Consider the following 26,612-nt stretch of genomic DNA (forward strand, 5'->3'; position numbering starts at 1 on the left):
TCGAGCAGCTGGCGGAAAAGGGCCAAATCATACACCAGACGTACCGGATTTGCCCGATTTGGAAGGCAGATACACGCTGATCAGGCTGGCGGCGAAGATCAGGCCGGCTCCAGCCCAAGAGGACCAGTCTGGAACTTCTGCCCAAAGTGCCCAAGCGAACAGGCCTGAGAACACGATGGCGAGATAGCTCAATGGCCCAATTTTGCCGGGCGGAGCGAGGGCATAGGCCTTGGACATCACCAGTTGGCTGACGGTGGCTACCAGCCCTACGGCGACCAGCAAGCCGACTTGCTTCAATGTCAGTGGTTGCCATGCCCAGGCCATTGGAATGGCTGACAGCAGTGCTGAGAAGGTCGAGAAGTAGAAAACAATGCGGGTGGCTGGCTCGCTGTCGCTCATCGCGCGAATGGAAACAAAGGCGCAGGCCGCGAGCAGGCTCGCAGCCACCCCTGCGAGTGCTTTCGGATCAAACACGGCGCCGCTGGGCTTGGCGACCAATATGACGCCAATAAAACCGATGGATACCGCCAGCAGCATGCGCCCGGTCAGGCTTTCCTTCAGCCACCACCAGGCCAGAACTGGTGTGAAGACGGGGGCGGCGTAGGTAAAGACCATGGCGTCTGCCAGTGGCAGGTGTGCAATGGCGTAAAAGAAGCAATACATGGCGCCAAGGCCATAGAACGTGCGCAGAAAGTGATTGCCCAGGCGCTCGGTTCGGAATGGGCTGAACCCGCGCACCAAGATAATCGGCAAGAAAAAAAATACACCTATCAGGTTACGTGCAAAGACGACGGTTTCGTTGTTGACGCCGTCTGACACTTCCCGGATGAGGACGCCCATGCAAGCAAATAGGAGGGCGGAGAGCGCAAGCAGTATCGCGCCGGCGCGCGGCTGGTCCTGGCGGACCAGTTCAACCACGCAGCACCGCGCGGGTCGCGTCGAGCAGCTTTTTGCGCTGGAACAGCAGCTGCCAGCGGTGGCCGCCAACCTGGCGCCACAGGGTGGCAGAGCGGATGCCGGCCAGCAGCAGGGTGCGCACGCGATTCGCAACCTCGGGTTGCTGCAGAAAGCGCATGTCGCCATGCACCTGAATGCGCAGGCGCAGGGTGCTGATGGTGTCCTGATAGGTGCTGCCAAGCGATGCCATGACGTTATCGTGCAGCAGACCAAAGTGTTCGACCTGATTGTCGGCCTGAGCGATACGCTGACCGAGCACTTGCAGCATGTCGTCGCGCTTGGCCAACTGGCGTTCGAGGGACAACAGGTTCATGACATAGCGCAGAGCGTCACGCTGAAGCGCCGCAGTATCGCGCTCCAACATCGCTTCAAGTGCCTGCAGGCCGCTGCGAATCTGGTGCGGGCTGCCGCCGTAAACATCGATCACATTGTCGGGTGAGCGGTTAAGAATGCTCGCCACCAGACAGGAGGTGGGCCCTTCCGCCAGCTTGCCGCTACGCGCCAGGCGGTCGACCTGGATGCCCGCTTCGAACGTTGCGCCCAGCGCAATGACTTGATCGGTGATGCGGCTCACTGTGCATCTCCGCTGGCAATCGCCGTTTCGATCACGCCGCCGCCAAGGCAGATGTCGTCCTTGTACAGCACCAGTGACTGGCCGGGGGTGACAGCGCGCTGAGGCTCATCAAAACGAACGAGGTAGCCATTCTCGGTTTTCTCCAGCGTACAGGCCTGATCCGACTGGCGGTAGCGCACCTTGGCGGTCAGGCGCAGCGGCTCGGCGATCTCAATCGGGTTTACCCAGTAGATCGATGAGCAGGTGAGGGCGTCCGAGAATAGCCAGGGGTGGTTGTTGCCCTGGCCGACGACCAGCACGTTGTTGGACAGGTCCTTGCGCAGCACATACCAGGGCTCGTCGCTGGCACCTTGCAGGCCACCGATACCGAGGCCCTGGCGCTGGCCGATGGTGTGGTACATCAAGCCATGATGACGACCGATCACGGTGCCGTCGGTCGTCTCGATGTCGCCGGGCTGGGCGGGCAGGTACTGCTTGAGGAAGTCGCTGAAGCGGCGCTCGCCAATAAAGCAGATGCCCGTCGAATCCTTCTTGCGAGCGGTTGCCAGCTCGTAGCGCTCGGCGATACGGCGTACTTCGGGTTTCTCCAGTTCGCCGACCGGGAACAGGGTGCGCGCAATCTGCTCGGCGCCCACAGCGTGCAGGAAGTAGCTTTGATCCTTGTTGTTGTCGATGCCGCGCAGCAGCACGGTCTGGCCATCGCGCTCTGCGCGGCGTACATAGTGACCGGTGGCGATCAGGTCTGCGCCGAGCGACAGGGCGTAATCAAGGAACGCTTTAAACTTGATTTCACGGTTGCAGAGGATGTCCGGATTGGGTGTGCGGCCAGCCTTGTACTCTTCCAGAAAGTGCTCGAACACGTTGTCCCAGTATTCGGCGGCGAAGTTGGCGGTATGCAGCTTGATCCCGAGGCGGTCGCTTACGGCTTGGGCATCGGCCAGGTCTTCCTTGGCGGTGCAGTACTCGGTGCCGTCGTCCTCGTCCCAATTCTTCATGAACAGGCCTTCCACCTGATAGCCCTGCTCCAGCAGCAGTGCCGCGGAAACGGACGAGTCGACGCCGCCGGACATGCCGACGATGACGCGAATTTCAGAGTTGGGCGTGTTGAGCTGGGTAGACATGTCAGCGAATCAGATCCAGTGAGTAGTGCGGTTTGTTCAGATAGTCCTGTACGCAGCCCAGAACCAGATGGCTGCGCAGTATTTCAGTATTGTCGACAAGTTCGTCGAGCGACATCCAGCGGGCGCGAATAATACCTTCGTCCAGCGTTCGTTCTGGCTCATGGCTGATAGGCTTGGCACTGAAGCAAACGCGCTGGTAGGTTTCACCGTTGGCGGCCTGAAATAGATATATACCGACGACGCTGGTGAGTTCCACGTGCCAGCCTGTTTCTTCCAGGGTCTCTCGAAGGGCGGCCTGGAGTAGCGATTCGTCAGCCTCTAGATGGCCTGCGGGTTGATTCAGGACAATGCGCCCGTCACGCTTTTCTTCGACCATCAGAAAACGTGACTGATGCTCGACGATGGTGGCGACAGTAACGTGGGGTAGAAATCGCATCGCGGCTCCTCGACAGGTGCGATAGGGTAGCGCAAACCGCTGTTGCGGTGAACCTCCGCTGCCGGCTTTGGTAAAGCGAAGGAAAACAGCTAGGATTCTGATTGGCTGTGTTTTGTAGTGTGATTGTAGTGTTACTACATATTCTTCGTTGATCGCCCCTCATAGATGGCTCAAATGGGCGAGGAGAGAGGGCGCTCGGCGAGATTGTAGACAAAAGTGCGTGACATTCTGTAGGAAAACTACAACAATAGCGCGGCTGAAAATCCGTATTCATGGGATGTCGGGGGTTACCCACCTGCCGGCATCGCCTGTGGCAACGACAACATAAACGGAGTCAAAGATGGGATACCAAAAGATCCAGGTGCCGGCCAGCGGCGACAAAATTACCGTTAACGCCGACCTTTCCCTGAACGTACCCGACAATCCGATCATCCCCTACATCGAGGGTGACGGCATCGGTTTCGATATTTCCCCTGTCATGATCAAGGTCGTCGACGCTGCCATTGAAAAAGCGTACGCCGGCAAGCGCAAGATTTCCTGGATGGAAGTCTATGCGGGCGAGAAAGCCACTCAGGTTTACGATCAGGACACTTGGCTGCCGGCTGAAACGCTGGACGCCATCAAAGAGTATGTTGTTTCCATCAAGGGCCCGCTGACTACTCCGGTAGGCGGTGGTATCCGCTCCCTCAACGTTGCCCTGCGTCAGGAACTCGACCTGTACGTTTGTCAGCGTCCGGTTCGCTGGTTTGAAGGCGTGCCGAGCCCGGTCAAGAAGCCGGGTGACGTCGACATGGTCATCTTCCGCGAGAACTCCGAAGACATCTACGCTGGTGTTGAGTGGAAAGCCGGTAGCCCGGAAGCAGAGAAGATCATCAAGTTCCTGACCGAAGAAATGGGCGTCAAGAAGATCCGCTTCACCGACATGTGCGGTATCGGTATCAAGCCGGTTTCTGAAGCAGGCACCAAGCGTCTGGTTCGTCAGGCTCTGCAGTACACCGTCGACAACGATCGTTCCTCCCTGACCCTGGTTCACAAGGGCAACATCATGAAGTTCACCGAAGGTGCCTTCAAAGATTGGGGTTACGAAGTTGCACGTGACGAGTTTGGCGCCGAGCTGCTGGATGGCGGCCCCTGGATGCAGTTCACGAACCCGAACACCGGCAAGACCATCGTGGTCAAGGACGTCATCGCTGACGCCATGCTGCAGCAGATCCTGCTGCGCCCGGCTGAGTACGACGTGATTGCCACCCTGAACCTGAACGGTGACTACCTGTCTGACGCCCTGGCTGCTGAAGTTGGTGGTATCGGTATTGCTCCGGGCGCCAACCTGTCTGACTCCGTTGCCATGTTCGAAGCGACCCACGGTACTGCTCCGAAGTATGCCGGTCAGGACAAGGTCAACCCGGGCTCTGTGATCCTGTCTGCTGAAATGATGCTCCGCCACATGGGCTGGGTTGAAGCTGCCGACCTGATCATCAAGGGTGTCAACGGTGCCATCGCCAACAAGACCGTCACTTATGACTTCGAGCGTCTGATGGACGGTGCGACACTGCGCAAGTGCTCCGAGTTTGGTGACGACGTCATCGGCGCGATGTAAGCGCTGCGGTTCGGGTCGCGCTGTGGTGCGGCCCGATATCGTGCAAAAACAACAAAGCCGGCAAAAGCCGGCTTTGTTGTTTGCGTGACCGAGATCAGCAATCAGTCATGCATGAGGCTCGTTGCGCCTTCATTTTCCAGCTGTTTCTTGCTAGCGTGCTCAACAGTGGATTGGATGTTGATGGCGTGCAAGCCCTTGGGGCCCTGGATGATGTCAAACTGAACCGGCTGACCGGCCTTGAGCGTTTTATAGCCATCCATCTGAATGGCTGAATAGTGCGCAAAGAGGTCCTCGTCCCGCCCGTTCGCTACGATAAATCCGTAGCCCTTGGCATTATTGAACCATTTGACCTTACCGTTCTCCATACTACGTCCCTCTGATAGCTTGTCACATCATGTGAGTGGTGTGGCCCTTGCTGACCAATGGCATGTCGGGGATGTAAATGGTGACTGGTCAGTCAAGCACTATTACACTTTTAACATCGAATCGGGGCAAGTCAAGCAGGCCCCAAAGCAACCTGCGTACCAGTACGCAGTTTTGCGATGAGCGGCATCTTTTCTGGCTTCCAGCGGTGAAATGGCAAATGTTTTCAATGACAGATTTTCAACTAACCTTAAATCAAGGGCCGGGGGAGCCCGAGCATGAGGATGATCACGGCCTGGCGGTCGAGACCAGCAAACCTCAGCTCAAGCCACCGTCTCGTTATAAGGTCATCATGCTGAATGATGACTACACGCCGATGGATTTTGTCGTGGAGGTTCTGGAGCGTTTTTTTGCCCACAATCGGGAAAGTGCCACACAGATCATGCTCAAGGTGCATACTGAAGGTAGAGCGGTCTGTGGCATCTACACCCGGGACATAGCCGAAACCAAGGCCGCGGAAGTCAATGACTACGCGAGGGAATGCCAGCACCCGTTGATGTGTCAGATTGAACGGGAAGCGTAACAAGGCGATTTGCATCGCATATGAGGTGGCAACATGCTCAATAGAGATCTCGAGATCACCCTGAATCTGGCGTTCAAGGATGCGCGCAACAAGCGGCATGAGTTCATGACCGTGGAACATCTGTTGCTTGCGTTGTTGGATAATCAGGCAGCGATCGATGTCCTCAATGCCTGCGGAGCGGATTTGGACCGCCTGCGGCGCGAGCTCACCGAATTCATCGATTCCACCACGCCGCTGATTCCCAAGCAGGATCAGGAGCGTGAGACCCAGCCAACGCTGGGCTTCCAGCGCGTGTTGCAGCGCGCCGTATTCCATGTGCAGAGCTCTGGCAAGGGCGAAGTCAGCGGAGCCAACGTTCTGGTCGCGATTTTCAGCGAGCAGGAAAGCCAGGCTGTGTTCTTCCTCAAGCAGCAGCAAATTGCACGTATCGATATCGTTAATTTCATCTCCCATGGCATCTCCAAGGTGCAGAGCGACGCCGAACAGATCGGCGACGAGCAGGAGTCCATGGATGAAGAAACCGCAGAAGGGGCGACCGCCAGCAATCCGCTGGAGGCCTACGCCAGCAATCTGAACGAAATGGCGCGCAAGGGACGGATTGATCCGTTGGTCGGTCGTGCGTCTGAGGTAGAGCGCGTCGCCCAGATTCTCATGCGTCGCCGCAAGAACAACCCGTTGCTGGTCGGTGAAGCGGGCGTTGGCAAGACGGCTATCGCTGAGGGGTTGGCAAAACGCATCGTCGATGGCGAGGTGCCGGATACCTTGTCAGAAGCGGTTGTCTACTCGCTGGATTTGGGTGCGCTGTTGGCTGGTACCAAGTACCGCGGTGACTTCGAGAAACGCTTCAAGGCGTTGCTGAAGGCTCTGAAGAAGCGCCCGCACGCAATTCTGTTTATTGACGAGATCCACACCATCATTGGTGCGGGTGCGGCATCTGGTGGCGTGATGGATGCGTCAAACCTGCTCAAGCCGCTGCTGTCTTCCGGTGAGATTCGCTGCATTGGTTCGACCACGTTCCAGGAATTCCGCGGCATTTTCGAGAAGGATCGCGCGCTGGCGCGGCGCTTCCAGAAAGTCGACGTAGTCGAACCTTCGGTTACCGACACCATCCAGATTCTCAAGGGGCTCAAGAGCCGTTTCGAGGATCACCACGGCATTCGCTATACCGACGAGGCTCTGAAGGCTGCAGCGGAGTTGGCTAGCCGCTACATCAACGACCGTCACATGCCAGACAAGGCGATCGACGTGATCGACGAGGCGGGGGCGTACCAGCGCCTGCAGCTCCCGGAAAACCGTCCGGAGTTTATCGATGTGCCCGAGGTTGAGGCGATTGTGGCCAAGATCGCACGGATTCCCCCGAAGCATGTGTCCTCCAGTGATAAGGAGCTGCTGAAGAATCTGGAACGTGACCTCAAACTGGTGGTGTTCGGGCAGGACGGCGCAATCGATGCATTGTCTACTGCGATCAAGCTGTCGCGTGCAGGCCTGAAGTCAGCCGATAAGCCGGTAGGCTCGTTCCTGTTTGCCGGCCCGACCGGTGTGGGCAAGACTGAGGTTACCCGTCAGTTGGCTAAGAGCCTCGGCGTTGAGCTGCTGCGCTTCGATATGTCCGAGTACATGGAGCGCCATACTGTGTCCCGCCTGATCGGCGCACCTCCGGGCTACGTCGGGTTTGATCAGGGCGGCCTGTTGACCGAGGCGGTCACCAAGAGTCCGCATTGTGTCTTGCTGCTCGACGAAATCGAGAAGGCGCACCCCGAGGTCTTCAACCTGCTGCTACAGGTAATGGATCACGGCACCCTGACCGATAACAACGGCCGCAAGGCGGATTTCCGCAACGTCATTCTGGTGATGACTACCAACGCGGGGGCCGAGACCATGTCCCGGGCGTCGATCGGCTTTACCAAGCAGGATCACAGCACCGATGGCATGGAAATCATCAAGAAGGCCTTCACGCCGGAATTCCGCAACCGTCTGGATGCGATCATCCAGTTTGGCCGTCTGACTCACGAGAGCATCAAGTTCGTGGTCGACAAGTTCCTCACCGAACTGCAGGCCCAGCTGGAAGACAAGCATGTGCTGCTGGATGTGGATGAGGATGCGCGCAACTGGCTGGCTGAGCACGGCTACGATCCCATGATGGGCGCGCGCCCGATGGCGCGCTTGATTCAGGACAAGATCAAGCGCCCGCTGGCCGAGCAAATCCTGTTTGGCGAACTGGCGGAGCAGGGCGGCACGGTGCACGTCACGTTGCGTGATGGTGAGCTGGAGATCGAGGTGCCGGAGGCGGCAGTTGCCTGAGGCCCTCCTCAACGAAAAAGACCGGCATCTGCCGGTCTTTTTTTTGCTCTGATCAAACGTTGAAGCGCGACCAGATCGGGGCGTGATCGGAAGGCTTCTCCATCCCGCGGATGTCGTAGTCGATGTCGCTTTCAACGCAATGCTCAGCCAGCGCGCTGCTGGCCAGTACCATGTCGATCCGCAGACCACGTTTGGGGGTGTCCTCGAAGCCACGGCTGCGGTAATCAAACCAGCTGTAACGATCTGAGTCAGGGTTGAGGTGACGGAAGGTGTCGACCAGGCCCCAGCCCTTCAGGCGCGCCATCCAACCACGCTCTTCCGGCAGGAAGCTGCATTTGCCTGTGCGCAACCAGCGCTTGGCGTTGTCCGGGCCGATGCCGATGTCGGCGTCGGTGTCGGAGATGTTCATGTCACCGATGATGGCGATGCGCTGATCCGGCGTGAACTCGGCTTCCAGGTGGGCTTGCAGGTCTTCGTAGAACTTTTCCTTGGCCGGAAACTTGGTCGGATGGTCACGGCTCTCGCCCTGCGGGAAGTAGCCGTTGAAAACAATCAGTGGCTCTCCGTCTGCGCAGGGGATGGCAGCGCTGATCATCCGACGTTGGGCATCGTCCTCATCGGATGGGAACCCCTTGCGTACCCACAGTGGTTGCTGGCGAGTCAGCAGGGCAACACCGTAGTGGCCTTTCTGACCGTGGAAGGCGACGTGGTAACCCAGCGCCTCAACGTCGGCCAATGGGAATTGCGGATCGTCGACCTTGGTTTCCTGCAGGCCAATGACGTCCGGATTGTGACGTGCGACCAGTTCCTGCAACTGGTGCGGACGAGCCCGCAGGCCGTTGATGTTGAACGATACGATCTTCATGGGCATGTCCTGTAATTCGAGGTTCTACCGACGCAGCGCGGCGGCGAAGAAGGCTGAATAGGGTAGCCTAAATGCGTCTGATTTGGGACACGAGCGACACCCCGGCGTGTTAGCATTCCGACTGCGAATACCTGCCGGGATGGAGCTCATGCGTCGCGCGTTCTCACTGTTGTTACTTGCTTCTGTAGTGTCTGCTGCGCAGGCCGGAGTCAAGGTCACAGTCGAGCCGTCGAAAAAGTCCGTCCGTGAAAATGTCGAAGCCTATATAGGACCCGTTGAGGCCAGCAGCCGCGAGGGCCTGGAACGGCAGCTGCGCCATATCGACGAGCAAGCGACTCTGGCTGCTCAAGCGCTTGGCTACTATCAGACTCGCAATCAGCTCGACATTACCGGCCCTGACGACGCGCCGCAGCTGGACGTGCGTGTGGAGCTGGGTGAACCGGTTCGGCTGGATCAGGTTGCGGTGCAGGTCCTTGGTGCAGGGGCTGGAACTCCGGCTTTCCAGTTGGGTGTCGACGAGTTGCTGCCCAAGGGGCAGATCCTTAACCACGGCCGTTACGAAACCCTGAAGTCGCGCATCAATAGCCGTGCACTGCGCTATGGCTACTTCGATGGTCAGTACCTCAAGCGCGAACTCAGGGTCGATGTCGAGCGCAGCAAGGCCGACGTCGATGTTCAGTACGATACCGGCCCACGCTACAGCTTTGGCCCGGTGCACTTTTCCGATACCCAGTTCAATGATGACCTGCTCGCGCGCATGGTGCCGTTTGAGTCGGGCGCGCCTTATGACGCCGACCTGGTTGGCAAGCTGAACCAGGATCTACTCTCTAGCGGCTACTTCAACGGCGTGCTGGTTACCGCTCCGGTAGACAAGGCAGTGGGGGGGCAGGTCCCCGTCGAGGTCGAGATTTCCGAACGCAATCCTCACTCCTTGGGTTTTGGTGGTGGCTACTCAACGGATGTTGGCGTGCGCGGCAAGATGACCTGGGATCAGCACTGGATCAACCCTCAGGGTCACAGCCGCGGCGCGAGTATGGAGCTGTCGGCGCCGCGCCAGGAAGTCAGCGCGTTCTATCAGGTGCCTCTGGATGACCCGATCACCCACAACCTGCGTTACTTTGTGGGCTGGCAAAAAGAGGATATCGACGACGTACAGACTCACAGCCTGGCGGTGGGGGCGGAGGTCAATAAGCGCCTTGAGAGCGGCTGGCAACGTAGTGTCGGTTTGCGCTTGCAACAAGAGGTGTTCTCGCTCGGGGATGACAGCGGCACCGCTACCATGCTGATTCCCAGTCTGGTGTTGCAGCGTGCACAAACCTCGGGTGGCATCGACCCGCTGCGCGGGTACAGTTTGTTGCTGGACGCTCAGGTGGCCAAGGAGGGGGTTCTGTCTACCGTCGACTTTGCCCGGGTCATGGCGCAGGTAAAGGGGCTTTACACCTTGTTTGATAAGCACCGGTTCCTGGGCCGAGTTGCGCTCGGAGCGGTGGCGACTAACGATTTTTCCAGCATTCCTCCCTCGCTGCGTTTCTTTGCCGGTGGCGACCAAAGTATTCGCGGCTACGAGTATCAGAGTCTGTCTCCGGTCGACAGTACCGGGGAAACCATTGGGGCGCGCTATCTGATGGCCTCAAGCGCCGAGTACCAATACGAGTTCATCAAAAGCTGGCGCGCCGCGACCTTTGTCGATCACGGCAACGCCGTTGATTCGCTGATGGATCCGCTGAAAACCAGCGTCGGGGTTGGTATTCGCTGGGCGTCGCCGATCGGCCCGATTCGCTTTGATCTGGCGCGCTCGCTGTCCGATCCGGATGTCGGTTTCAAGGTTCACTTCTCGATGGGGCCGGAGCTGTGATGCGCTTTCTTGCCAAGGCCCTGCTGCGCGGGCTGATCATTCTGCTGGCGCTGCCGCTGCTGCTGGGCTTGTTGCTGGCCAGTGAGCCAATCAACCGCTGGCTGTTCGAGCAGGTGGATAGCCGCTTGCCGCAGCTGTCGCTGGAGTTTGACCAAGGCAACCTTTGGCTCGGCTGGTCGTTTGCTCAATTGCGCTGGCAAGACGAGTCAGTCGATTTAGATATCGAACGCGTCTCGCTGGCGTGGAGCCCATCCTGTTTGTTTGGTGCGACGCTGTGCCTGGATAGTCTGTCGGCCGAGCGCGTCACCGTGATAACCCAGCCAACTGAGCCGCAGAAAGAAACTGCGCCGCTCAGCTTGCCTGCATTGCAGCTGCCCTTGGCGCTGGAGGTTGGCAAGCTGCATCTGGGGGAGCTCTCGCTGGATGGCGAGACTGCGCTGTTGACTGATTTGGAGCTGGCAGCGTTTGGTCGCGGTGATGAGTTGGTCATCCAGACCTTCAGTGGCAGTCGCCCTGATTTGCATTGGCGGCTGGACGGCAAGGTGCAGATGCAGGGCGACTGGCCGCTGGAGCTGACAGCCGACGTGTCTCTGCCGCCGGTCGACGAGCGTGACTGGCGCCTGCATCTGACCGCCGGCGGTGACCTGCGTGATCTGCAACTGAGAGCCGACAGTCGTGGCTACCTGACTGGTTGGCTGGACGCCTCGGCCAATCTGTTTGAACCGGGTTTTCCCCTGCAGCTGCAATGGCAGGGCGAGGATTTTCTGCCACTGCGTAGTTTGCCTTCCTCGCTGACGTTGCAGGGGCTCGCGCTGGACCTCGCAGGCGATCTTAACTCCGGTTACATGCTGCACGCGGATGCGCAGCTGCCGGGCGAGGATGGGCAGGTCGCGCTACTGCTGACGGCGCAGGCGAATATGTCGGGTGTCGACCAGTTGGCCTTGACCCTCCAAGTCGCCGACGATCCCGCCCGGCAACTCGTCGCAAGCGGGAGTGCAAGTTGGCAAGGCGAGCCCGAAGCTGAGCTGCAGCTGGCAGTGGACCACTTTCCTTGGCAGTCGCTGTACCCCGTCGATACCGGTGAGGTGGTGCTGCAGCAACTGGCTGCGACCGCCAGCCTGAAGGGCGGCAAGGTCGACGCTCGACTGGATGCTCAACTGACCGGTGTGGCTGCACAGGAAGTGGCAGTCAGTGCGCGGGTGCAGGGTGACCAGCAGGCGCTGGATATCAGTCCGCTGAGCCTGACTGCGCAGGGCGGCAGCGCGACCGGTACTCTGCAGCTTGAGCTGCAACCCGCTGTGCGGTGGCAAGGGCAGTTTCAGCTCGATAGTGTCGACCCCAGTGTATTCATCGCTGCCTTGCCTGGCAGCCTGGGTGGCATGCTGAACAGCAGCGGTGCGCTGCAAGGCGAACAGCTGACGTTGGATGCCGACTGGAATCTGCAGGGGGAACTGCGGGATCAACCGCTGGCGTTTGTCGGCGCGCTGAACAAGAGCGAAGAGACCTGGGCGCTATCCGGCTTACGTCTCGAACAGGGCAATAATCGGGTGACGGGGCAGGGGCGCTGGGGAGCGCAAGTGGCAGCACAGCTGGACCTGCAGTTGAATGAGATGAAAGCGCTCTGGCCAGGGCTGCGCGGCGCTCTGAACGGTAACCTGCAGCTGGCTGGCAGCGCCGCGGCGCCGCATATCAGCGCTGCGCTGCAAGGTGCCCGGGTTGGCTATCTGGACGCACGCACGAGTACTCTGACGCTGCAACTCGACACGACGCTAAGCAAGACCCTGCCGATGTCGCTGCAGCTGTCGGCCGAGCGCCTGCGAACTGGCGCGACGCAGTTGGGAAATGTCCAGCTGGGAGTGGATGGTGACCGTGCCAGCCATCGGGCGCGACTGACGCTGTTGGGCGGTGACGCAGAGGCAGAGCTGTCGGTCAACGGCGCGCTCTCAGACGCTAACTGGCAAGGTGAGTTGAGTCAGGGCGTGCTGCGTCACCAGCATCTTGAGCTGCGGCAGGACGACGCTGCTGATGTGAACTACCAACTGGCAACTGGCCGCCTGCAACTGGGTGAGCACTGTTGGCGTCAGGCGGACGCCAGCCTGTGCTTCAACGGCCAGCAGACGCTGATGCCGGACCGCCAGCTGGATGTTGCTCTGAACAACTTCAATCTCGCCGAGTTGGCTCCGTGGATGCCTGCCGACTTCGATTGGCAGGGCAATCTGCAGGGGCAGTTGGTGTTCAACCAGAAGGCCGCGCAGGCGCCGGTTGCCAACGTCAACCTGAGTTCGGCTGACGGCGTTATCACGGTGAAGGACAATGGCGAGTCGCTGACATTTCCCTATCAGCAGCTGCAATTCTCGACGGATCTGCAAGCCCGCAACGCGACTGCGGTGCTGGAGCTGCGCAGCGATGTTATCGGTCGCCTGCTGGTCAACGCCAATGTCCGCGAGCCGGCAGGCAGTCAGCGGCTTTCCGGCAGCTATCAGGTCGAGCAGCTGCAGCTCGATTTCCTTCGCCCGTTCCTGGCTGACGTCGAGGAGCTGCAAGCAACGCTGAATGGCAGTGGTGAGTTGTCTGGTGTGCTGCGCGAGCCCGTGGTGACGGGTTTGCTGACGTTACGGAACGGATTGATCACGGGGCCAAATCTCCCCGTCAGTTTTGAGCAGTTGCAGGCCGATATCGCCATCGACGGCCAGGCCGCGAATATCGACGGCCAATGGCGCAGTGGCGAAAAAGGTGAGGGTCGCGTACGCGGCCGTGTTGGCTGGGCGCCGCTCGATGTCGCGCTGACGCTGCAGGGCCATGATCTGCCGGTCAACGTCGAGCCCTACGCCAAACTGCTGGTCGCACCGAATGTGGAGATGAGTCTGCGTGACGGCAATCTGCACGTGGGCGGCGAACTGGCGATCCCTGAAGGCGATATCGTTGTGCGCGAGCTGCCTGCGGGCGCAGTGCGGGTATCGCCTGACACGGTCATCGTCGGCCGCGAGAATACTGACACTGCAGAGGCGCTGGGTATCACCGCGCGGGTCAAGTTGAATATCGGTGACCAGCTGCGGCTCAACGCGTTTGGTTTGAAAGGGCGTCTGAAAGGGCAGCTTGAAGTACAGGAAAACCTGAATGCCAACGGCGATCTGCAGATCCTCGATGGCGAGTTCCGCCGCCTCGGCCAAGACCTGAAACTGCGCCGCGCACTGCTGCTATTTTCTGGTCCGATCAGTCAGCCGTACCTGAACGTCGAAGCCATCCGTGAGGTCGATGATGTCATTGCTGGTCTGCGGGTGACCGGCAATGCCAGTGCGCCTACCACCAGTGTTTTCTCCGAGCCGGGCATGTCGCAGCAGGAAGCCATGTCGTATCTGGTGCTCGGGCGCCCGCTGGGTGAAGAGGGCGACAGTAACCTGCTGGGCCAGGCCGCGCTTGGCCTCGGTCTGGCCGGTGCTGCGCCGATCACCCGGCATATTGGCGATGCGCTCGGGCTCGAGGACTTTGCCGTTGAGGCCGAGGGGCAGGGCACCGATACACAGGTGGTTGCCAGCGGCAGTATTACCGACAAGCTCAGTGTGCGTTATGGTGTGGGGGTGTTCGAGCCATCCAACAACCTGGCACTGCGCTACGAACTGTCGCGACGATTGTATCTGGAGGCGGTTAGTGGTTTTGCCAGCTCTCTGGATTTCTTCTATCGTATCGACTTCTGATTTTTTGGCGGGTGGCGCCGTTGCGGCCCGTCTGTTTAGCACACACAAGTAGTGCCTCGGCACATTGAAGGAGTCATCATGTCTAGCGTTACTCTGCGCGGTAATCCCATCTCCATCGGCGGTACCTTCCCGGCCAAGGGCGACAAGGCTCCGGCATTCACGCTGGTTGCCAAGGACCTGTCCGACGTCAGCCTCGCCAGCCTGACTGGTAAACGCAAGATTCTGAATATCTTCCCGAGCGTCGATACCCCGGTTTGCGCTACCTCTATCCGTACTTTCAACGCCAAGGCCAGCAGCCTGGAGAACACCGTCGTGCTGTGCATCTCCGCCGACCTGCCGTTTGCTCAGGCGCGTTTCTGCGGTGCGGAAGGTCTGGATAACGTCATCAACCTGTCTACCCTGCGTGGCCGCGAGTTTGTTCGCAATTACGGCGTCGACATCGAAAACGGCCCGCTGGCCGGCCTGACTGCCCGCGCTGTTGTGGTGCTGGATGAAGACGACAACGTCCTCTACAGCGAGCTGGTCGGCGAAATCGGCCAGGAGCCAAACTACGAAGCAGCACTGGCTGCGCTGTAAGGCGCGACGCGGGCGATAGAATTATCTGAACTCTGTGCGTCTACCCCATTGACTCTGCAGGGATTTCCAGTAACATTGCCCGCCGTGGAGGGATGGCAGAGCGGTTGAATGCACCGGTCTTGAAAACCGGCGAAGGTGAAAGCCTTCCCAGGGTTCGAATCCCTGTCCCTCCGCCATACAAACAAAGAACCCGGCCTTGTGCCGGGTTTTTTGTTTGTCAGAACAGATCGTGCCGGGTTAATCATGAGGCCGCGCCTGCTGAGTAGGCGAACAAATTTACCCTGTTACTACCGCCGACGCTCATGGAAGAGCAGAACTACGTCAAACAATATTGTTCCTCTGCCACTTTTTTACATCCAAGCCCCGTAACAGCAAGCAGCTGTCAGAATCTGTCAAGCCGCCACCGATCGTCTGAAGCATCATTCGGAAAACCCCAGCCAACTATAAGAGAGAAACAATATGGCAACGGTGACAGACACCTTCGATTTTATCGTCATTGGCGGCGGCCCCGGTGGTTGCGTGAGCGCGGCTCGGTTGAGCGAAGTACCAGACTGCCAGGTACTGCTGCTGGAGGCAGGTCCTGATCGACGTGGCCTGCTGGCGGACAACCTTGCGATGGGAACCCTGGCATTAGTACCGCGCAAAAGCAGCAACAACTATGGCCTGAATACCGAGGTGGACCCTGGCCTCAACGGCCGCCGGGATTTCCATCCGCTCGGGCGGGGCCTTGGCGGTGGCTCCAGTATCAATACGCTGATGTACATGCGCGGCAACCAGCAGGACTACGACGACTGGGCTGCCATGGGCAATCCCGGCTGGTCATGGGCTGAGGTTTTGCCGTATTTCCGTAAGTCGGAGAATAATCAGACCTTTCGTGATGACCCGCTGCACGGCACGGATGGGCCGATGTGGGTAGAAGAGCCCCGCACCGGTAATCCCTATCAAGAAGTGTGTATTCAGGCCTGTGCTGAAGCAGGACTCCCCCATAACCCCGACCTCAATGGGGTCAGCCAAGAAGGCTGTCGACGTACCCAGGTGTTTATGAAGCACGGAGTGCGCTATGGGGTTGGCAAGGCCTACATCCACCCGGTTCTGGAGCGCCGCAGCAACCTGCAACTGTGGACCGATACCCAGTGCACGCGCATCATCTTCGAGGGCAAGCGTGCCGTGGGCGTGGAGATTGAGCAGCAGGGCCAGCGCCGCATTGTACTTTGCCGCAAGGAAGTTATTGTCGCCGGTGGCGGTATCCTCTCGGCCAAGTTGCTGCAGCTCTCCGGTGTCGGCGACCCACAGTGGCTCAAGCCGCTGGGGATCGATACGGTTCACGCGTTGCCGGCAGTAGGTAAGCACCTGCAGGACCACGCTGACGTGATCATGGCGTTTCACATTCCCGGCGACACTGATCTGATGGGTGGGTCGCCCAAAGCCGTGGGCGTCATGTGGCGGGGCTGGAAGGATTGGAAGCGCGATGGCACCGGGCGCCTGGCGACCAACTTCGTCGAGGTTACGGGGTTCATGAGTCTGACGCCGGAGTCGCGCAAGCCGGAGATCCAGTACGAGTTCGTGAACGCGATCGCGTGCAGTCACGGCCGCAAGATGGACCTCAGGCACGGGATGTCTGTGCATGTGTTGCTGTTGCATCCGCAGAGCCGGGGTACAGTAAAACTTGCCAGCAGCGATCCGCACGCCGATCCGCTGATCCAGTTCAACTACTTCAGCGATCCGCAGGACCTGGCGACCATGGTCGAGGGTCTCAAGCGCGTAAACGCGATCATGACCCAGACACCAACCTTCGCCGGGCGCATCAAGCGCGACCTGCGCACCGCGCATTGTCGTACCGACACCGACTGGGAGCAGTTTGCCCGCAATGCCGCCGGCACCAACTATCATCCGGTTGGCTCCTGCCGGATGGGGCCTGACGCCGCCGATTCAGTAGTCGATGCCCGCCTGCGGGTGCATGGCTTGGAAGGTTTGCGCGTGGTGGACAGCTCGGTGATGCCGCGCATTGTCGGCGGCAACACTATGGCCCCGTCGATCATGATTGGCGAGAAGGGCGCAGAAATGATCCGTGAGGACTGGGACCTGCCGCTGGCATCCAACCCGGCGGATTACCACACCGTAGTCTCTGCTTCTGTGGCAGGCGCACGCGCGGGCTGAAACGTTCGGCGGCGCCGGTTACTCGATTTCATAAATAGCTGCGGCATTCAATCACGATGGCACTACGAGGTGGAGGGTGGATGAAGCAGCGTAACAGCGAGGACGTGCCTGCCAGTGAACCAGGCCGTGCGCGACGGTTTATCGATTGGCGTCCCACGCGGCTGGCAGCGATGTTGCTGGCGTTTGGCGCAGCAGCGCGGGCGGCGCTCACCGGATCGCTTCGGCCGGCGTTGCCAACCTATCCTGAGTCAGCGCAGTTTCGCGGCGAGCGTTTCCGCAACAAGCAGGCGCGCACGCCGATCAGCCTGCGTCACTGGAGAGCGGCCTGCCGTCACCGGATGTAAAGGTCACCCTGGAGCGCTTGCAAGGTGCGCAGTGGCAGGCACTCAGCGAGGGCGTTACCAACGAACAGGGGCGCATCACCGGGCTGTACCCGGACGGCCAAAATTTGACTGATGGTACGTACCGGGTGACCTTCAAGACCGGCGACTGGTTTGCAGAGCAGCAAGCCAAAACCTTCTTTCCGGAAGTGCCGGTGATTTTCGAGGTCGATGCCTCTGTGCCCCATTACCACATCCCGCTGCTGCTCAGCCCCTACGGGTTTTCCACCTATCGCGGTAACTGATTGGCTCCGCAGCACCGGTCTGTTGCCGGTGCCGCGCTTCATTGCCTGCGAATCAGATAAATCCCCCAGATGACCAGCGCGGTACCCGCCAGCTGTATCCAGGTTAGCGGCTCTGCCAGCAGCAACCAGCTGAAGACGATGGTCATGACCGGGCCAAGCATGCCCACCAGTACGGTTGGCCCGGCGCCGATACGCTGAATTGCACCTGACTGAAAGAAGATTGGCAGCACGGTTGAGAACAGCGCCATCGCTGCGCAATAAGCGTAGATTGGCAAAGGCTGGATCAGGTCGCTGATCGGATTGGTGACGAGAAAGTGCAATTGTGCCGCCAGGATCGACACGATCAACGCCAAAATCGAAAACCGCGCAGCCCCGAGTTTGGCGATCGAGACTTCAGCGAACGCTGTGTAGCAGGCGTACGACAGCGCTGAGCCGAACACCAGCGCGGCGCCGAGCCAGGGGGCAATGCTGTCTTCGGCGAACTGGTGGTCACTGACAAACACCAGACTCACGCCGGCGTAGCAGAGCACCAGCGCGCCGATCAGCCGCGGGCTGGCGGTCTTGCCGAGAAACAGCAGGCCAATCAGGATGGTGATGGTCGGGTAGGTAAACAGAATCACCCGCTCCAGTCCGGCAGAGATGTACTGCAAACCAGCAAAGTCGAGAATCGACGCGCCGTAGTATCCGGTCAGCCCAAGAAAGATCAGCAGCGCCCAATCCTTGCGGTTGAGACGTGGGCCGTTACGCAGGTAGGCGAAGCCGCTGAGCAGGAACATCGGCAAGGAAAACAGCATTCGCAGCGAGAGCAGGGTGATGGCGTCGACCGGCCCGGCAAGGTAGGCCAGCTTGACGAGAATCGCCTTGAACGAGAAGCCGAAAGCCGCAAGGACGGCAAGCAACATACCGATCTGTCTGGGGGAAAGGGCGGTGCGGGTCATGGGAGATTCTATTGGCCTGGGTTCAATTGATTGGATGCTAATCCTCTTGAGGCGCCTGTAGAATTGCGTTTTCCCCACTCAAGCGTTCGTATTTTTCGAATTCATATGAAATACAACCTGACTGATCTGCGCCTGTTCATTGCCATCGCCGAGTGCCAGAGCCTGACGCACGGCGCGGAGCGGGCGTTCTTGGCGCCGTCCTCTGCCAGCCATCGGATCAAGATGCTGGAAGCGTCACTCGGCACGGTATTGCTGCACCGGCGCTCGCGCGGCGTCGAGCTGACCCGTGCCGGCGAAATCTTTCTGCGCCATGCCCGTCAGGTATTTGCCCGGCTGGAACAGATGCATTCGGATCTCGCGCCCTTTGCCGAAGGCGTGCAGGGGCATGTGCGGCTATGGGCTAACACTCACGCCATTCACAGCTATCTGCCGAACGATCTGGCGGCATTTTTGGCTGAGCACCCGCAGGTCAGCGTGAATCTGGAAGAGCACACCAGCGCCGACATTCTCGCCGGTGTTGCCCGTGGCGATGCGGAGATCGGCATCGTGGCCGGTTACGACGACTATCAAGAAGTCGAGCTGCTGCCTTACCGGGCGGATCGACTGGTCTTGATCACCGCTCCGGGCCACCGGCTGGCAGCAGCTGGCTCGCTGGCGTTTGCACAGGTGGTTGGCGAGCCCTTTGTCATGCTGCACGCGGGTTCGGCAATCCATACCTTCACCATGAATGCCGCATCGCACATGGGCTCGCACCTGAACGTGCGGGTGCAGGTCAACAGCTTCGAGGCGGTCTGCCGGATGGTTGCCGCCGGGGTGGGGATTGGCCTGGTGCCGCGCGAGGCGGTCAAGCTGTCGGGTCGCCAGCCGGTGTCGATCATCGAGGTGGAGGACGATTGGGCTCAGCGCGATCTGAAAATTTGCACCAGCAGCAAAACGCCGATCTCCTCGTTCGCCCGCGGGCTGATTGATCATTTGCTCGCTGAATAGCCGCTCAACAGCGCGCGGCCCAGTCCGGTAATTGGCAGGATCGTCCGCGTTGCGCCCCTTATCAGCGGAGGCTGCCGCCCTACAATGGGGTATCGCCGCGCAGTGCTCAGCGCGGTCATCGCATCGTTCACGTCCACCGATGACGACAGGTGTCTCGCCCCTGCGCGTCGGCCAACAACCATAAGAGGGGGCGGGCATGAGTCAGCGCGTGTTATCGGGTGACAGTGAGTACCTTAAAAGCGGCTACGCAAAGGCCTACAAATCAACTGCCGGAAGTCAGGATACGGTTGATGCCGCGGAGCTTGAGCGGCTGCATACCGCATTGCTGCGCGATGGTTATGTGATTCTGGAGCGGATTGTCCCGGAGGCGCAGATCGACCAGATCAGCGCCGAGTTGCGGGCGCTGCTGCCCGAGCACTGTGGTCGCAACGACTTTGAGGGGACACTGACCCAGCGGCTCTATGCGGTGATTTCCAAAACCCTGGCGTGCAATCCGCTGGTCGAGCATCCGCTTGTGCTAGGGCTGCTGGATAAAGTGCTGGCGCCGAATTATCTGCTCTCGCAACTGCAGGTGATCAACATTCTGCCCGGCGAGCAGGCGCAACCGCTGCATCATGACGATGCCTTCTACCCGGTACCGCGGCCACGCCCGCATTTTGGTGCGGCCACCATCATCGCCATGGATGACTTCACCGCCGACAACGGTGCAACCGTGGTGATTCCCGGCAGCCATACTTGGGATGGACACGCGCCGACGCCCGACGACTGTGCCAAAGCGATCCCGGTGATCATGCCCAAGGGCTCGATGGTGCTGTTTCTCGGCACCCTCTGGCATGGCGGTGGTGCCAATCACAGCGCCAACGCCCGGCTTGCGGTCACCGCCCAGTACTGTGAGCCCTGGGCGCGCCAGCAGGAGAACTTCAGTCTGTCGGTGTCGCTGCCGCGTGCCCGCGAATGCAGCCCGCATATCCAGCGCATGCTCGGCTACTCGATTCACCCGCCGTTCATGGGCATGGTCAACGGCATGCATCCGCGGCGCCTGCTCGAAGAGAAATAGATGTAATCCGTGTTCCCACCACCTCTGATCAAGAAGCAGCAATATGGCAACAGAAGGCCTGATTTACCCGGTTATCACACCTGCTCTGGGCGCAACGCTGGAAGTGCAGCCGGGCGTGCTTTGGATTCGTATGCCGCTGCCGTTCAGGCTGGATCATGTGAACCTCTGGGCGCTGCGTGATCGCGACGGTTGGGCGCTGATTGATACCGGCGTCTGGACCAAGCAGGCGATGGGCGTTTGGGAGCAGCTGTTTGACGAGGTGTTGGGTGGCCTGCCGGTGACGCGGGTGATCTGTACTCACCGTCATGCCGATCACGCCGGGCTGGCCGGCTGGCTGGTCGAGCGTTTTGGCTGCGAGCTGTGGATGCCGCACATCGAATACCACGCCTGCAACGCCGCGCGGCTGCAGGGCCGGGAAGCGCCCGAGACGGAGCTGGCGTTTTACCGTCGTGCGGGCTGGAACGCTGCAGCGCTGGAGTATTTCTGCAGCAACTACGGCGGCATCTCCAGCATGGTCCATCCGTTGCCTGAGCAGTTCCGCCGCATCAGTGACGGTGATGTGCTCAGCATTGGTGAGCATGACTGGCAGGTGATTGTTGGTCAGGGGCATACGGCTGAACACGCCTGCCTCTACTGCGCCGAACTGGCGCTGTTCATCTCCGGTGATCAGGTGCTGCCGCTGATCTCATCCAACGTGTCGGTGCAGGCCCGCGAACCGAACGGCAACCCGTTGGGGGAGTGGGTGACTTCAATGCGGCGGATTCACGAAAAGGTCAGCGACAGCGTGCTGGTTCTGCCGTCACACAACGACTGCTTCCGTGGCCTGCACGCACGCATCGATGATCTGGTCGACAGTCAGCAGCGCTTGCTGAACCGGCTGCACGCAGAGTTGCGTGTGCCCCGGCGCAGTGTTGATATCTTCGAGTGCCTGTTTGGGCGGCCAATTGGCATGGACGACGGCATCGTGCTGGCGCTGGCGACCGGTGAGAGCCGCGCCAACCTGAACTGCCTGATTGCCGAGGGCAGGGTAGTGATGGAACCCGATGCCAACGGTGTCGAGTGGTATCGTGCCCGCGACCACTGATTCACGCAGTGGGTTCTGAGTGGGCGCGCTTGCGCCCAAACCGTTCGCGCATTCTCTCGCTGGCTGCCGGCCCCGGCTGCACTGTGCAGTGATCCGGAGTGATCGCGCGGCCGTCATCCGGGTCGATGAAACGCAGCTGTACGCGCTTGCCTGTTTGGCGATCGACCACCTGCACGCTTTCGCCGTCCTCGGCGTAATGACGATTACCCCAGTCGACGAAGGCCATCAGCACTGAGGCAAAGTCTTCCCCTTTGGCGGTTGGCACGTATTCGTAGCGCAGCGGCCGTTGGCTGTAGGGCACGCGCTCAAGCATGCCAGCGTCCACCAGTGCCGTGAGCCGGCGGGTGAGCATATTCGGCGCAATGCCTAAACTCTGTGAGAACTCATCGAAGCGTCGCTGGCCCTGCAGGGCGTCACGCATCAGCAGAATGCTCCACCACTCACCGACCTCATTAAGGCTGCGAGCAATGGGGCATTCGGCGTTGGTGAGTTTCTTTCGCTGCATCGATTTGACCGTCCGGTTGCATACAAGGCTGGCTCAGAATGTTACTTTCATTATGATAGTGACGTCCATCTGCTATTGGACTTTCCCGAAACGAAGGAGCAGGACTCTGATGAATAAGCGCATTGTGGTCACCGGTATGGGCGCGGTCTCACCGCTGGGCACGGGTGTTGAGGCCGTCTGGCAGCGACTAACGGCGGGCCAATCAGGTATCCGAACACTGCCTGAGGAGCTGATCGGTGATCTGGCAGTCCGCATTGGCGGGCAGGTGCAGAGCGCCGAGCAGGATCCGCAAGCCGGTTTCGACCCGGACCGCTATCTGCCAGCGAAAGAGCAGCGCAAGATGGACCGCTTTATCCTGTTTGCCATCGCCGCCGCACAGGAAGCACTGACTCAAGCTGGATGGGCACCGCAAGACAGTGAAGGGCAGGAGCGCACGGCGACCATCATTGCCTCCGGCACCGGCGGCTTCCCGGCCATGGTGGAAGCGGTGCGCACCACCGATAGCAAGGGCCCGCGTCGGCTGTCGCCATTCACCATCCCCGCGTTCCTCTGCAACATGGCGGCTGGACATATTTCGATTCTGCATGGATTCAAAGGCCCACTTGGCGCACCGGTGACGGCGTGTGCAGCTGGCGTGCAGGCGATTGGTGATGCGGCGCGGATGATTCGTGCAGGCGAGGCGGACATTGCCATCGCCGGTGGTGCTGAGGCCTGTATTCACCGGGTCAGCCTGGCCGGTTTTGCCGCGGCGCGGGCGTTGTCTGGCAGCCACAGCGATGCACCGGAAAAAGCCTCCCGGCCATTCGATCAGGCTCGCGACGGGTTCGTCATGGGCGAGGGCGCAGGGCTGCTGGTGATTGAATCGCTGGAGCATGCGTTAGCCCGTGGCGCGACGCCGCTGGCTGAACTGGTGGGCTATGGCACCAGCGCCGACGCCTATCACATGACCGCCGGGCCGGAAGACGGCAGCGGCGCGCGCCGGGCGATGGAACAGGCGCTCAAGCAGGCCGGCGTCACCGCGGAGCAAGTGCAGTACCTTAACGCCCACGCCACCTCTACACCGGTCGGCGATCTGGGTGAATTGGCGGCGATCAAGGCGCTGTTCGGTAATGGCGCAGGCCCGGCGATCAGCTCGACCAAGTCCGCCACCGGCCACCTGCTGGGTGCGGCTGGCGGCATTGAAGCGGTGTTTACCGTGCTGGCGCTGCGCGACCAGCTGGCACCGGCGACGCTGAATCTGGATAACCCTGATGAGGTGGCAGCCGGGCTGGATCTGGTACGCGGCAACGCTCGGCCGATGCGGATCGAATACGCGCTGTCGAATGGCTTTGGCTTTGGCGGAGTCAACGCCAGTCTGTTGTTCAAACGTTGGGCGTCGTAGGGGCACGGCATGCCGTGCCCGAGGTCAATACCGCACGGCCCCTCGCCATACTTGGCGGCACCTATCAGACCGAACGGGCACAGCATGCTGTGCCCCTACGCACGGTCGGAGGCCGGTGTGCTTGGTTATTTAGCCGTTTTGCGTCCGCGCTTGGCCTTGGGCGCGGCGGCGCGTTGAGCCTTGATGCGCTCCAGCAGCACGCTGGCGGGCTCGTCATTCGGGTCCTGCGGCACCAACTCGCCGCGAAACGCCTTAGCCAGAATGCTTTGGGTCAGTTTGTCGATCCGTTCCTGAGCGGCGACAACACGGGCTTCCAGCTGATCGGCAAAGGCGAAGAGCTGCTTGACGCGGCGGACGATTTCGGTTTGTTCTTCTATCGGCGGGCAAGGGACCATCAAGTTCTTGATGTTGGATAAGTTGAGGCCGGGTTTCCCTCCCCCATAGGCTAGTCGAGTGAGTTCTTTTCGGCCGCTGCCGACATCCTTTAAATACAGCTCGATGAAGGGTGCCAAGTTTGAATCGCTCAAACGGATCAAGGCTACATGCTGGCTAACATATGCCTCAGGTATAGCAGCCTGTACCCGGGCGACCTTTCCAACATTGGCACCTGTTATCGTCAACAAGATGTCTTGGACTTCCAGTTTCGTGCGTTTGCCTTCTGAGGATTGGGGAAGCTTTACAAATGCAGTGTTACTTAAGTCAAGCTCGTCAGTATTAATGTCTTGGGAGCGAACAAAAATAGCACCTTCCTTAGCATAATAGTCGGCCCATCCACGAGAGCCGCTAGTAACTAATGAACAACAGGTGGAGAGCTTCTTATTTGGCCAGCTCACATCCTGATAATTGCTCGATTTGATACGCCACTCCTCCGTCAATCGCCCCGAAACCGCCGCAGCAAGGACGGACTGGCGGAAGCGTTTGAGCAGGGCGGGGATGCCGTCGATGCGGGCTTTCAGGGTGTCGACCTGAGCCAGCAGCTCGTCGAGTTTGGCGGCGATGCGGGTTTGTTCGGCCAATGGAGGAAGGCTAAGCTGCAACCCATAAGCATCTTTGCGGTTTAGTCCTGGGATGGCAGTAGCTTTGTTTAGGCTACCTAAGTCGAGACACTTCAAGAGGTAGAAGCAAAATTTAGGGTTAAAAGCATCAAATTCATCGACGTAGTATGTAGTGTCGATAGGTGAGCAGTTTTCTGAAGAGAAACAAACCTCTCCAACGCTGCCTTTCCTGCCAATCACAATGGTTGGGGCACTGGCTAACCAGCTTGAATGATGTCCGACAACCCCGTTCGACCCAAAAACAGGGAATCCTGCTCCGTCGCGTATGGAGGCTGGAAGAGCCTTTCCGTATTTGAATTCAATGACCTGCCCGATTTTGCAGGTTGTCCATCCAGGCGGCAGGCTTGCGCTCATCCCCGCACCCCATCTTCCAGCTTCAAGCCTCCAGCTTCCAGCTCCGCCGGCACCAACGCCCCCATCAACGCCTCCAATTCCTTCAACGCCTCGGTCAACTCCGCCATCGCCTCTCCAGCCAACACCTCCGGGGCGGGCAGGTCAGCGGCATCCATCGCGTTATCGTCCTTCAGCCAGCTGATATCCAGCGAGTCGCCACGTTCGGCAATCTGCTGGCGGGTAAAGCAGCGGAAGCGGCTGAGTTCGCCGATGCCGTCGACGTTTTCGGTGCGTGGGCTGTTGCCGTTCGGGTCGCTGCCGTAGGCCTCTTCAAAGGGTTTGAGGTGGGCGTCGCCGAAGGGGGTGCGTTTACCGAAGCTGGGCATATTGCTGCGCAGATCAAAGACCCAGGTGCGCTGGGTGCAGTTTTCTGCCTGCAGCGGGTCGGTGGCGCTGCCTTTCTGGAAGAACAGCACGTTGGTCTTCACGCCCTGGGCGTAGAAGATGCCGGTGGGCAGGCGCAGGAGGGTGTGCAGGTTGCATTTGTGCATCAGGTCGCGGCGCACCTCGGTGCCAACGCCGGCTTCAAACAGCACGTTGTCTGGCAGCACCACGGCGGCGCGGCCGCCGGGCTTGAGGTTGCGGTAGATGTGCTGCAGAAAGGCCAGTTGCTTGTTGCTGGTCTTGAAGGTCAGGTCGTCGCGGGTGTTTGAGGCTTCGCCACCCTTGCTGGTGCCGAAGGGCGGGTTGGCGAGGATGATGTCGGCGCGGGGCAGGCTTTTGCCGGCTTCGCCCAGGGCGTTGCCCAGATGCACTACGCCTTCGTCATCACCTTCCATGCCGTGCAGCAGGCAGTTCATCAGCGATAGCCGACGGGTGTTGGGCACCAGTTCAATACCGACAAAGGCCTGGTTCTTCTGGAAGGCGGCGTCTTTGGCGCTGAGGTCCAGATAGTTGTCTGTCTGCTCGCGCATGTATTGGTCTGCTGCTACCAGAAAGCCGGCGGTGCCGGCGGCCGGGTCCTGAATCACTTCACCGGGTTGCGGCTTGAGGCAGCGCACCATGCTGTTGATCAGCGCGCGCGGGGTGAAGTACTGGCCGGCGCCAGACTTGGTTTCGCTGGCGTTCTTCTCCAGCAGGCCTTCGTAGAGGTCACCCAGACCGTCTTTCTGGGCGCTGAACCAGTCGATCTGGTCGAGCGTGCGGATCATCTGTTCCAGGTGGCGCGGCTCACGCAGGCGGGTTTGGGCGTCGGCGTAGATGGCGCTGATCAGCGGGTCTTGGTGCACCAGATTGGCGTCGGCGTCTTTGCCGGTGGAGAGGCTGAGCAGAATACGCTTGTAGTCGTTTAGCAGGTTGATGCCGGATTTGCCGTTCAGGTCGGTCCAGCGGCAGCCGGCGGGCAGCGGGTGCTTCTCCAGCAGCCCGGCTTCGGTGTTTTCGTGCACCATCTTGATAAACAGCAGCAGCACCAGTTCGGTGACGTAGTCGCTGTAGTTGATGCCGTCGTCGCGCAGTACGTCGCAGAGGTTCCAGAGTTTCTGCACGATGTCGTTGTTGGTCATGG

At 59.9% G+C, this 26,612-nt stretch carries 22 protein-coding genes, 1 tRNA gene and 1 pseudogene; 14 read left to right on the forward strand and 10 right to left on the reverse strand.

Annotated elements, in window-relative coordinates:
* Positions 1-27: 27 nt before the first annotated feature.
* From AAFM31_RS02460 to AAFM31_RS02475, 4 genes are read right to left on the reverse strand one after another with little or no spacing between them, the layout of a single operon-like run.
* Positions 28-918: a DMT family transporter gene (locus AAFM31_RS02460; RefSeq protein ID WP_341706301.1), complete on the reverse strand. Its 891-nt coding sequence runs from the start codon at positions 916-918 to the stop codon at positions 28-30.
* Positions 911-1,531: a high frequency lysogenization protein HflD gene (gene hflD / locus AAFM31_RS02465; protein WP_341706302.1), complete on the reverse strand. Its 621-nt coding sequence runs from the start codon at positions 1,529-1,531 to the stop codon at positions 911-913. The genes AAFM31_RS02460 and hflD overlap by 8 nt, the downstream gene beginning before the upstream one ends.
* Positions 1,528-2,652, reverse strand: coding sequence for a tRNA 2-thiouridine(34) synthase MnmA (mnmA, locus tag AAFM31_RS02470; protein ID WP_341706303.1), 1,125 nt, complete (start codon positions 2,650-2,652; stop codon positions 1,528-1,530). Before mnmA ends, hflD begins: the two co-directional genes overlap by 4 nt.
* A gap of 1 nt (position 2,653) precedes the next feature.
* The gene (locus tag AAFM31_RS02475; protein WP_341706304.1) at positions 2,654-3,088 is read right to left on the reverse strand and encodes an NUDIX hydrolase; all 435 of its coding nucleotides are present in this window, start codon (positions 3,086-3,088) and stop codon (positions 2,654-2,656) included.
* Between the two features lie 340 nt (positions 3,089-3,428).
* On the opposite strand from AAFM31_RS02475, the gene icd reads away from it, so the two are divergent.
* Positions 3,429-4,685: an NADP-dependent isocitrate dehydrogenase gene (icd, locus tag AAFM31_RS02480; protein WP_341706305.1), complete on the forward strand. Its 1,257-nt coding sequence runs from the start codon at positions 3,429-3,431 to the stop codon at positions 4,683-4,685.
* A gap of 101 nt (positions 4,686-4,786) precedes the next feature.
* Here the strand turns inward: icd and cspD are convergent, their stop codons facing one another.
* Complete coding sequence (gene cspD, locus AAFM31_RS02485; protein ID WP_341706306.1) at positions 4,787-5,050, reverse strand: cold shock domain-containing protein CspD; 264 nt, start codon at positions 5,048-5,050, stop codon at positions 4,787-4,789.
* 218 nt (positions 5,051-5,268) lie between these two features.
* On the opposite strand from cspD, the gene clpS reads away from it, so the two are divergent.
* Positions 5,269-5,631 (forward strand): ATP-dependent Clp protease adapter ClpS, encoded by a 363-nt coding sequence (gene clpS, locus AAFM31_RS02490; protein WP_341706307.1) that lies wholly within the window; start codon positions 5,269-5,271, stop codon positions 5,629-5,631.
* A gap of 33 nt (positions 5,632-5,664) precedes the next feature.
* Complete coding sequence (gene clpA / locus AAFM31_RS02495) at positions 5,665-7,932, forward strand: ATP-dependent Clp protease ATP-binding subunit ClpA (RefSeq protein ID WP_341706308.1); 2,268 nt, start codon at positions 5,665-5,667, stop codon at positions 7,930-7,932.
* A 52-nt stretch (positions 7,933-7,984) separates the two neighbouring features.
* On the opposite strand, the gene xthA is transcribed toward clpA, so the two are convergent.
* On the reverse strand, positions 7,985-8,797 hold the full coding sequence (gene xthA, locus AAFM31_RS02500; RefSeq protein ID WP_341706309.1) for an exodeoxyribonuclease III: 813 nt from the start codon (positions 8,795-8,797) through the stop codon (positions 7,985-7,987).
* A 148-nt stretch (positions 8,798-8,945) separates the two neighbouring features.
* Between xthA and AAFM31_RS02505 the strand changes: the two genes are divergently transcribed.
* The 7 genes and pseudogenes from AAFM31_RS02505 to uraH all read left to right on the forward strand — a co-directional run.
* The gene (locus AAFM31_RS02505) at positions 8,946-10,652 is read left to right on the forward strand and encodes an autotransporter assembly complex family protein (RefSeq protein ID WP_341706310.1); all 1,707 of its coding nucleotides are present in this window, start codon (positions 8,946-8,948) and stop codon (positions 10,650-10,652) included.
* A complete protein-coding gene (locus AAFM31_RS02510) occupies positions 10,652-14,347 on the forward strand; it encodes a translocation/assembly module TamB domain-containing protein (protein ID WP_341706311.1) in 3,696 nt (1,231 codons plus the stop codon). Before AAFM31_RS02505 ends, AAFM31_RS02510 begins: the two co-directional genes overlap by 1 nt.
* A 78-nt stretch (positions 14,348-14,425) precedes the next feature.
* Positions 14,426-14,923 carry a thiol peroxidase gene (gene tpx / locus AAFM31_RS02515; protein WP_341706312.1) on the forward strand — a complete coding sequence of 166 codons (498 nt, stop codon included), beginning with the start codon at positions 14,426-14,428 and terminating at the stop codon, positions 14,921-14,923.
* 86 nt (positions 14,924-15,009) lie between these two features.
* Positions 15,010-15,099, forward strand: a tRNA-Ser gene (locus AAFM31_RS02520).
* A 283-nt stretch (positions 15,100-15,382) separates the two neighbouring features.
* Positions 15,383-17,080, forward strand: a complete 1,698-nt coding sequence (locus AAFM31_RS02525; RefSeq protein ID WP_341706313.1) for a GMC family oxidoreductase N-terminal domain-containing protein — start codon at positions 15,383-15,385, stop codon at positions 17,078-17,080.
* 80 nt (positions 17,081-17,160) lie between these two features.
* Entirely contained in the window at positions 17,161-17,424 is a 264-nt protein-coding gene (locus tag AAFM31_RS17720; protein WP_371833002.1) for a hypothetical protein, read from the forward strand.
* A pseudogene (gene uraH, locus AAFM31_RS02530) lies at positions 17,391-17,705 on the forward strand (hydroxyisourate hydrolase); the annotation flags it as partial. The gene AAFM31_RS17720 and the pseudogene uraH, both read left to right, overlap by 34 nt.
* A gap of 38 nt (positions 17,706-17,743) precedes the next feature.
* On the opposite strand, the gene AAFM31_RS02535 reads toward uraH, so the two are convergent.
* On the reverse strand, positions 17,744-18,643 hold the full coding sequence (locus tag AAFM31_RS02535) for a DMT family transporter (protein WP_341706314.1): 900 nt from the start codon (positions 18,641-18,643) through the stop codon (positions 17,744-17,746).
* Positions 18,644-18,748: 105 nt separating this feature from the next.
* Here AAFM31_RS02535 and AAFM31_RS02540 point away from each other — a divergent pair, with 105 nt between their 5' ends.
* From AAFM31_RS02540 to AAFM31_RS02550, 3 genes are all read left to right on the forward strand, one after another.
* Positions 18,749-19,630 carry a LysR family transcriptional regulator gene (locus AAFM31_RS02540; protein WP_341706316.1) on the forward strand — a complete coding sequence of 294 codons (882 nt, stop codon included), beginning with the start codon at positions 18,749-18,751 and terminating at the stop codon, positions 19,628-19,630.
* Positions 19,631-19,826: 196 nt separating this feature from the next.
* The gene (locus AAFM31_RS02545) at positions 19,827-20,687 is read left to right on the forward strand and encodes a phytanoyl-CoA dioxygenase family protein (protein WP_341706317.1); all 861 of its coding nucleotides are present in this window, start codon (positions 19,827-19,829) and stop codon (positions 20,685-20,687) included.
* A 43-nt stretch (positions 20,688-20,730) separates the two neighbouring features.
* The gene (locus AAFM31_RS02550; protein WP_341706318.1) at positions 20,731-21,771 is read left to right on the forward strand and encodes an MBL fold metallo-hydrolase; all 1,041 of its coding nucleotides are present in this window, start codon (positions 20,731-20,733) and stop codon (positions 21,769-21,771) included.
* 1 nt (position 21,772) lies between these two features.
* Here AAFM31_RS02550 and AAFM31_RS02555 read toward each other — a convergent pair whose 3' ends face one another.
* Entirely contained in the window at positions 21,773-22,276 is a 504-nt protein-coding gene (locus AAFM31_RS02555) for a helix-turn-helix domain-containing protein (RefSeq protein WP_341706319.1), read from the reverse strand.
* A 109-nt stretch (positions 22,277-22,385) separates the two neighbouring features.
* On the opposite strand from AAFM31_RS02555, the gene fabF reads away from it, so the two are divergent.
* Positions 22,386-23,657, forward strand: a complete 1,272-nt coding sequence (fabF, locus tag AAFM31_RS02560; protein WP_341706320.1) for a beta-ketoacyl-ACP synthase II — start codon at positions 22,386-22,388, stop codon at positions 23,655-23,657.
* A gap of 125 nt (positions 23,658-23,782) precedes the next feature.
* Here the strand turns inward: fabF and AAFM31_RS02565 are convergent, their stop codons facing one another.
* Together AAFM31_RS02565 and AAFM31_RS02570 are read right to left on the reverse strand one after the other, a co-directional pair.
* Positions 23,783-25,066, reverse strand: a complete 1,284-nt coding sequence (locus tag AAFM31_RS02565; protein WP_341706321.1) for a restriction endonuclease subunit S — start codon at positions 25,064-25,066, stop codon at positions 23,783-23,785.
* Entirely contained in the window at positions 25,063-26,610 is a 1,548-nt protein-coding gene (locus AAFM31_RS02570; protein ID WP_341706322.1) for an N-6 DNA methylase, read from the reverse strand. Before AAFM31_RS02570 ends, AAFM31_RS02565 begins: the two co-directional genes overlap by 4 nt.
* Positions 26,611-26,612: the final 2 nt, after the last annotated feature.

It is taken from the genome of Halopseudomonas sp. (assembly GCF_038130085.1).
In the GTDB taxonomy this organism is placed as follows: Bacteria; Pseudomonadota; Gammaproteobacteria; order Pseudomonadales; family Pseudomonadaceae; genus Halopseudomonas.

Excerpts from the sequence above, each read along its gene's own strand:
- AAFM31_RS02565 (WP_341706321.1), bottom strand. The coding sequence starts at position 25,066 with ATGAGCGCAAGCCTGCCGCCTGGATGGACAACCTGCAAAATCGGGCAG.
- AAFM31_RS02505 (WP_341706310.1), top strand. The coding sequence starts at position 8,946 with ATGCGTCGCGCGTTCTCACTGTTGTTACTTGCTTCTGTAGTGTCTGCT.
- AAFM31_RS17720 (WP_371833002.1), top strand. The coding sequence starts at position 17,161 with ATGAAGCAGCGTAACAGCGAGGACGTGCCTGCCAGTGAACCAGGCCGT.
- fabF (WP_341706320.1), top strand. The coding sequence starts at position 22,386 with ATGAATAAGCGCATTGTGGTCACCGGTATGGGCGCGGTCTCACCGCTG.
- AAFM31_RS02555 (WP_341706319.1), bottom strand. The coding sequence starts at position 22,276 with ATGCAGCGAAAGAAACTCACCAACGCCGAATGCCCCATTGCTCGCAGC.
- AAFM31_RS02475 (WP_341706304.1), bottom strand. The coding sequence starts at position 3,088 with ATGCGATTTCTACCCCACGTTACTGTCGCCACCATCGTCGAGCATCAG.
- AAFM31_RS02545 (WP_341706317.1), top strand. The coding sequence starts at position 19,827 with ATGAGTCAGCGCGTGTTATCGGGTGACAGTGAGTACCTTAAAAGCGGC.
- tpx (WP_341706312.1), top strand. The coding sequence starts at position 14,426 with ATGTCTAGCGTTACTCTGCGCGGTAATCCCATCTCCATCGGCGGTACC.
- AAFM31_RS02540 (WP_341706316.1), top strand. The coding sequence starts at position 18,749 with ATGAAATACAACCTGACTGATCTGCGCCTGTTCATTGCCATCGCCGAG.
- clpS (WP_341706307.1), top strand. The coding sequence starts at position 5,269 with ATGTTTTCAATGACAGATTTTCAACTAACCTTAAATCAAGGGCCGGGG.
- AAFM31_RS02510 (WP_341706311.1), top strand. The coding sequence starts at position 10,652 with ATGCGCTTTCTTGCCAAGGCCCTGCTGCGCGGGCTGATCATTCTGCTG.
- AAFM31_RS02525 (WP_341706313.1), top strand. The coding sequence starts at position 15,383 with ATGGCAACGGTGACAGACACCTTCGATTTTATCGTCATTGGCGGCGGC.
- cspD (WP_341706306.1), bottom strand. The coding sequence starts at position 5,050 with ATGGAGAACGGTAAGGTCAAATGGTTCAATAATGCCAAGGGCTACGGA.
- clpA (WP_341706308.1), top strand. The coding sequence starts at position 5,665 with ATGCTCAATAGAGATCTCGAGATCACCCTGAATCTGGCGTTCAAGGAT.
- icd (WP_341706305.1), top strand. The coding sequence starts at position 3,429 with ATGGGATACCAAAAGATCCAGGTGCCGGCCAGCGGCGACAAAATTACC.
- AAFM31_RS02570 (WP_341706322.1), bottom strand. The coding sequence starts at position 26,610 with ATGACCAACAACGACATCGTGCAGAAACTCTGGAACCTCTGCGACGTA.
- xthA (WP_341706309.1), bottom strand. The coding sequence starts at position 8,797 with ATGAAGATCGTATCGTTCAACATCAACGGCCTGCGGGCTCGTCCGCAC.
- AAFM31_RS02550 (WP_341706318.1), top strand. The coding sequence starts at position 20,731 with ATGGCAACAGAAGGCCTGATTTACCCGGTTATCACACCTGCTCTGGGC.
- mnmA (WP_341706303.1), bottom strand. The coding sequence starts at position 2,652 with ATGTCTACCCAGCTCAACACGCCCAACTCTGAAATTCGCGTCATCGTC.
- AAFM31_RS02535 (WP_341706314.1), bottom strand. The coding sequence starts at position 18,643 with ATGACCCGCACCGCCCTTTCCCCCAGACAGATCGGTATGTTGCTTGCC.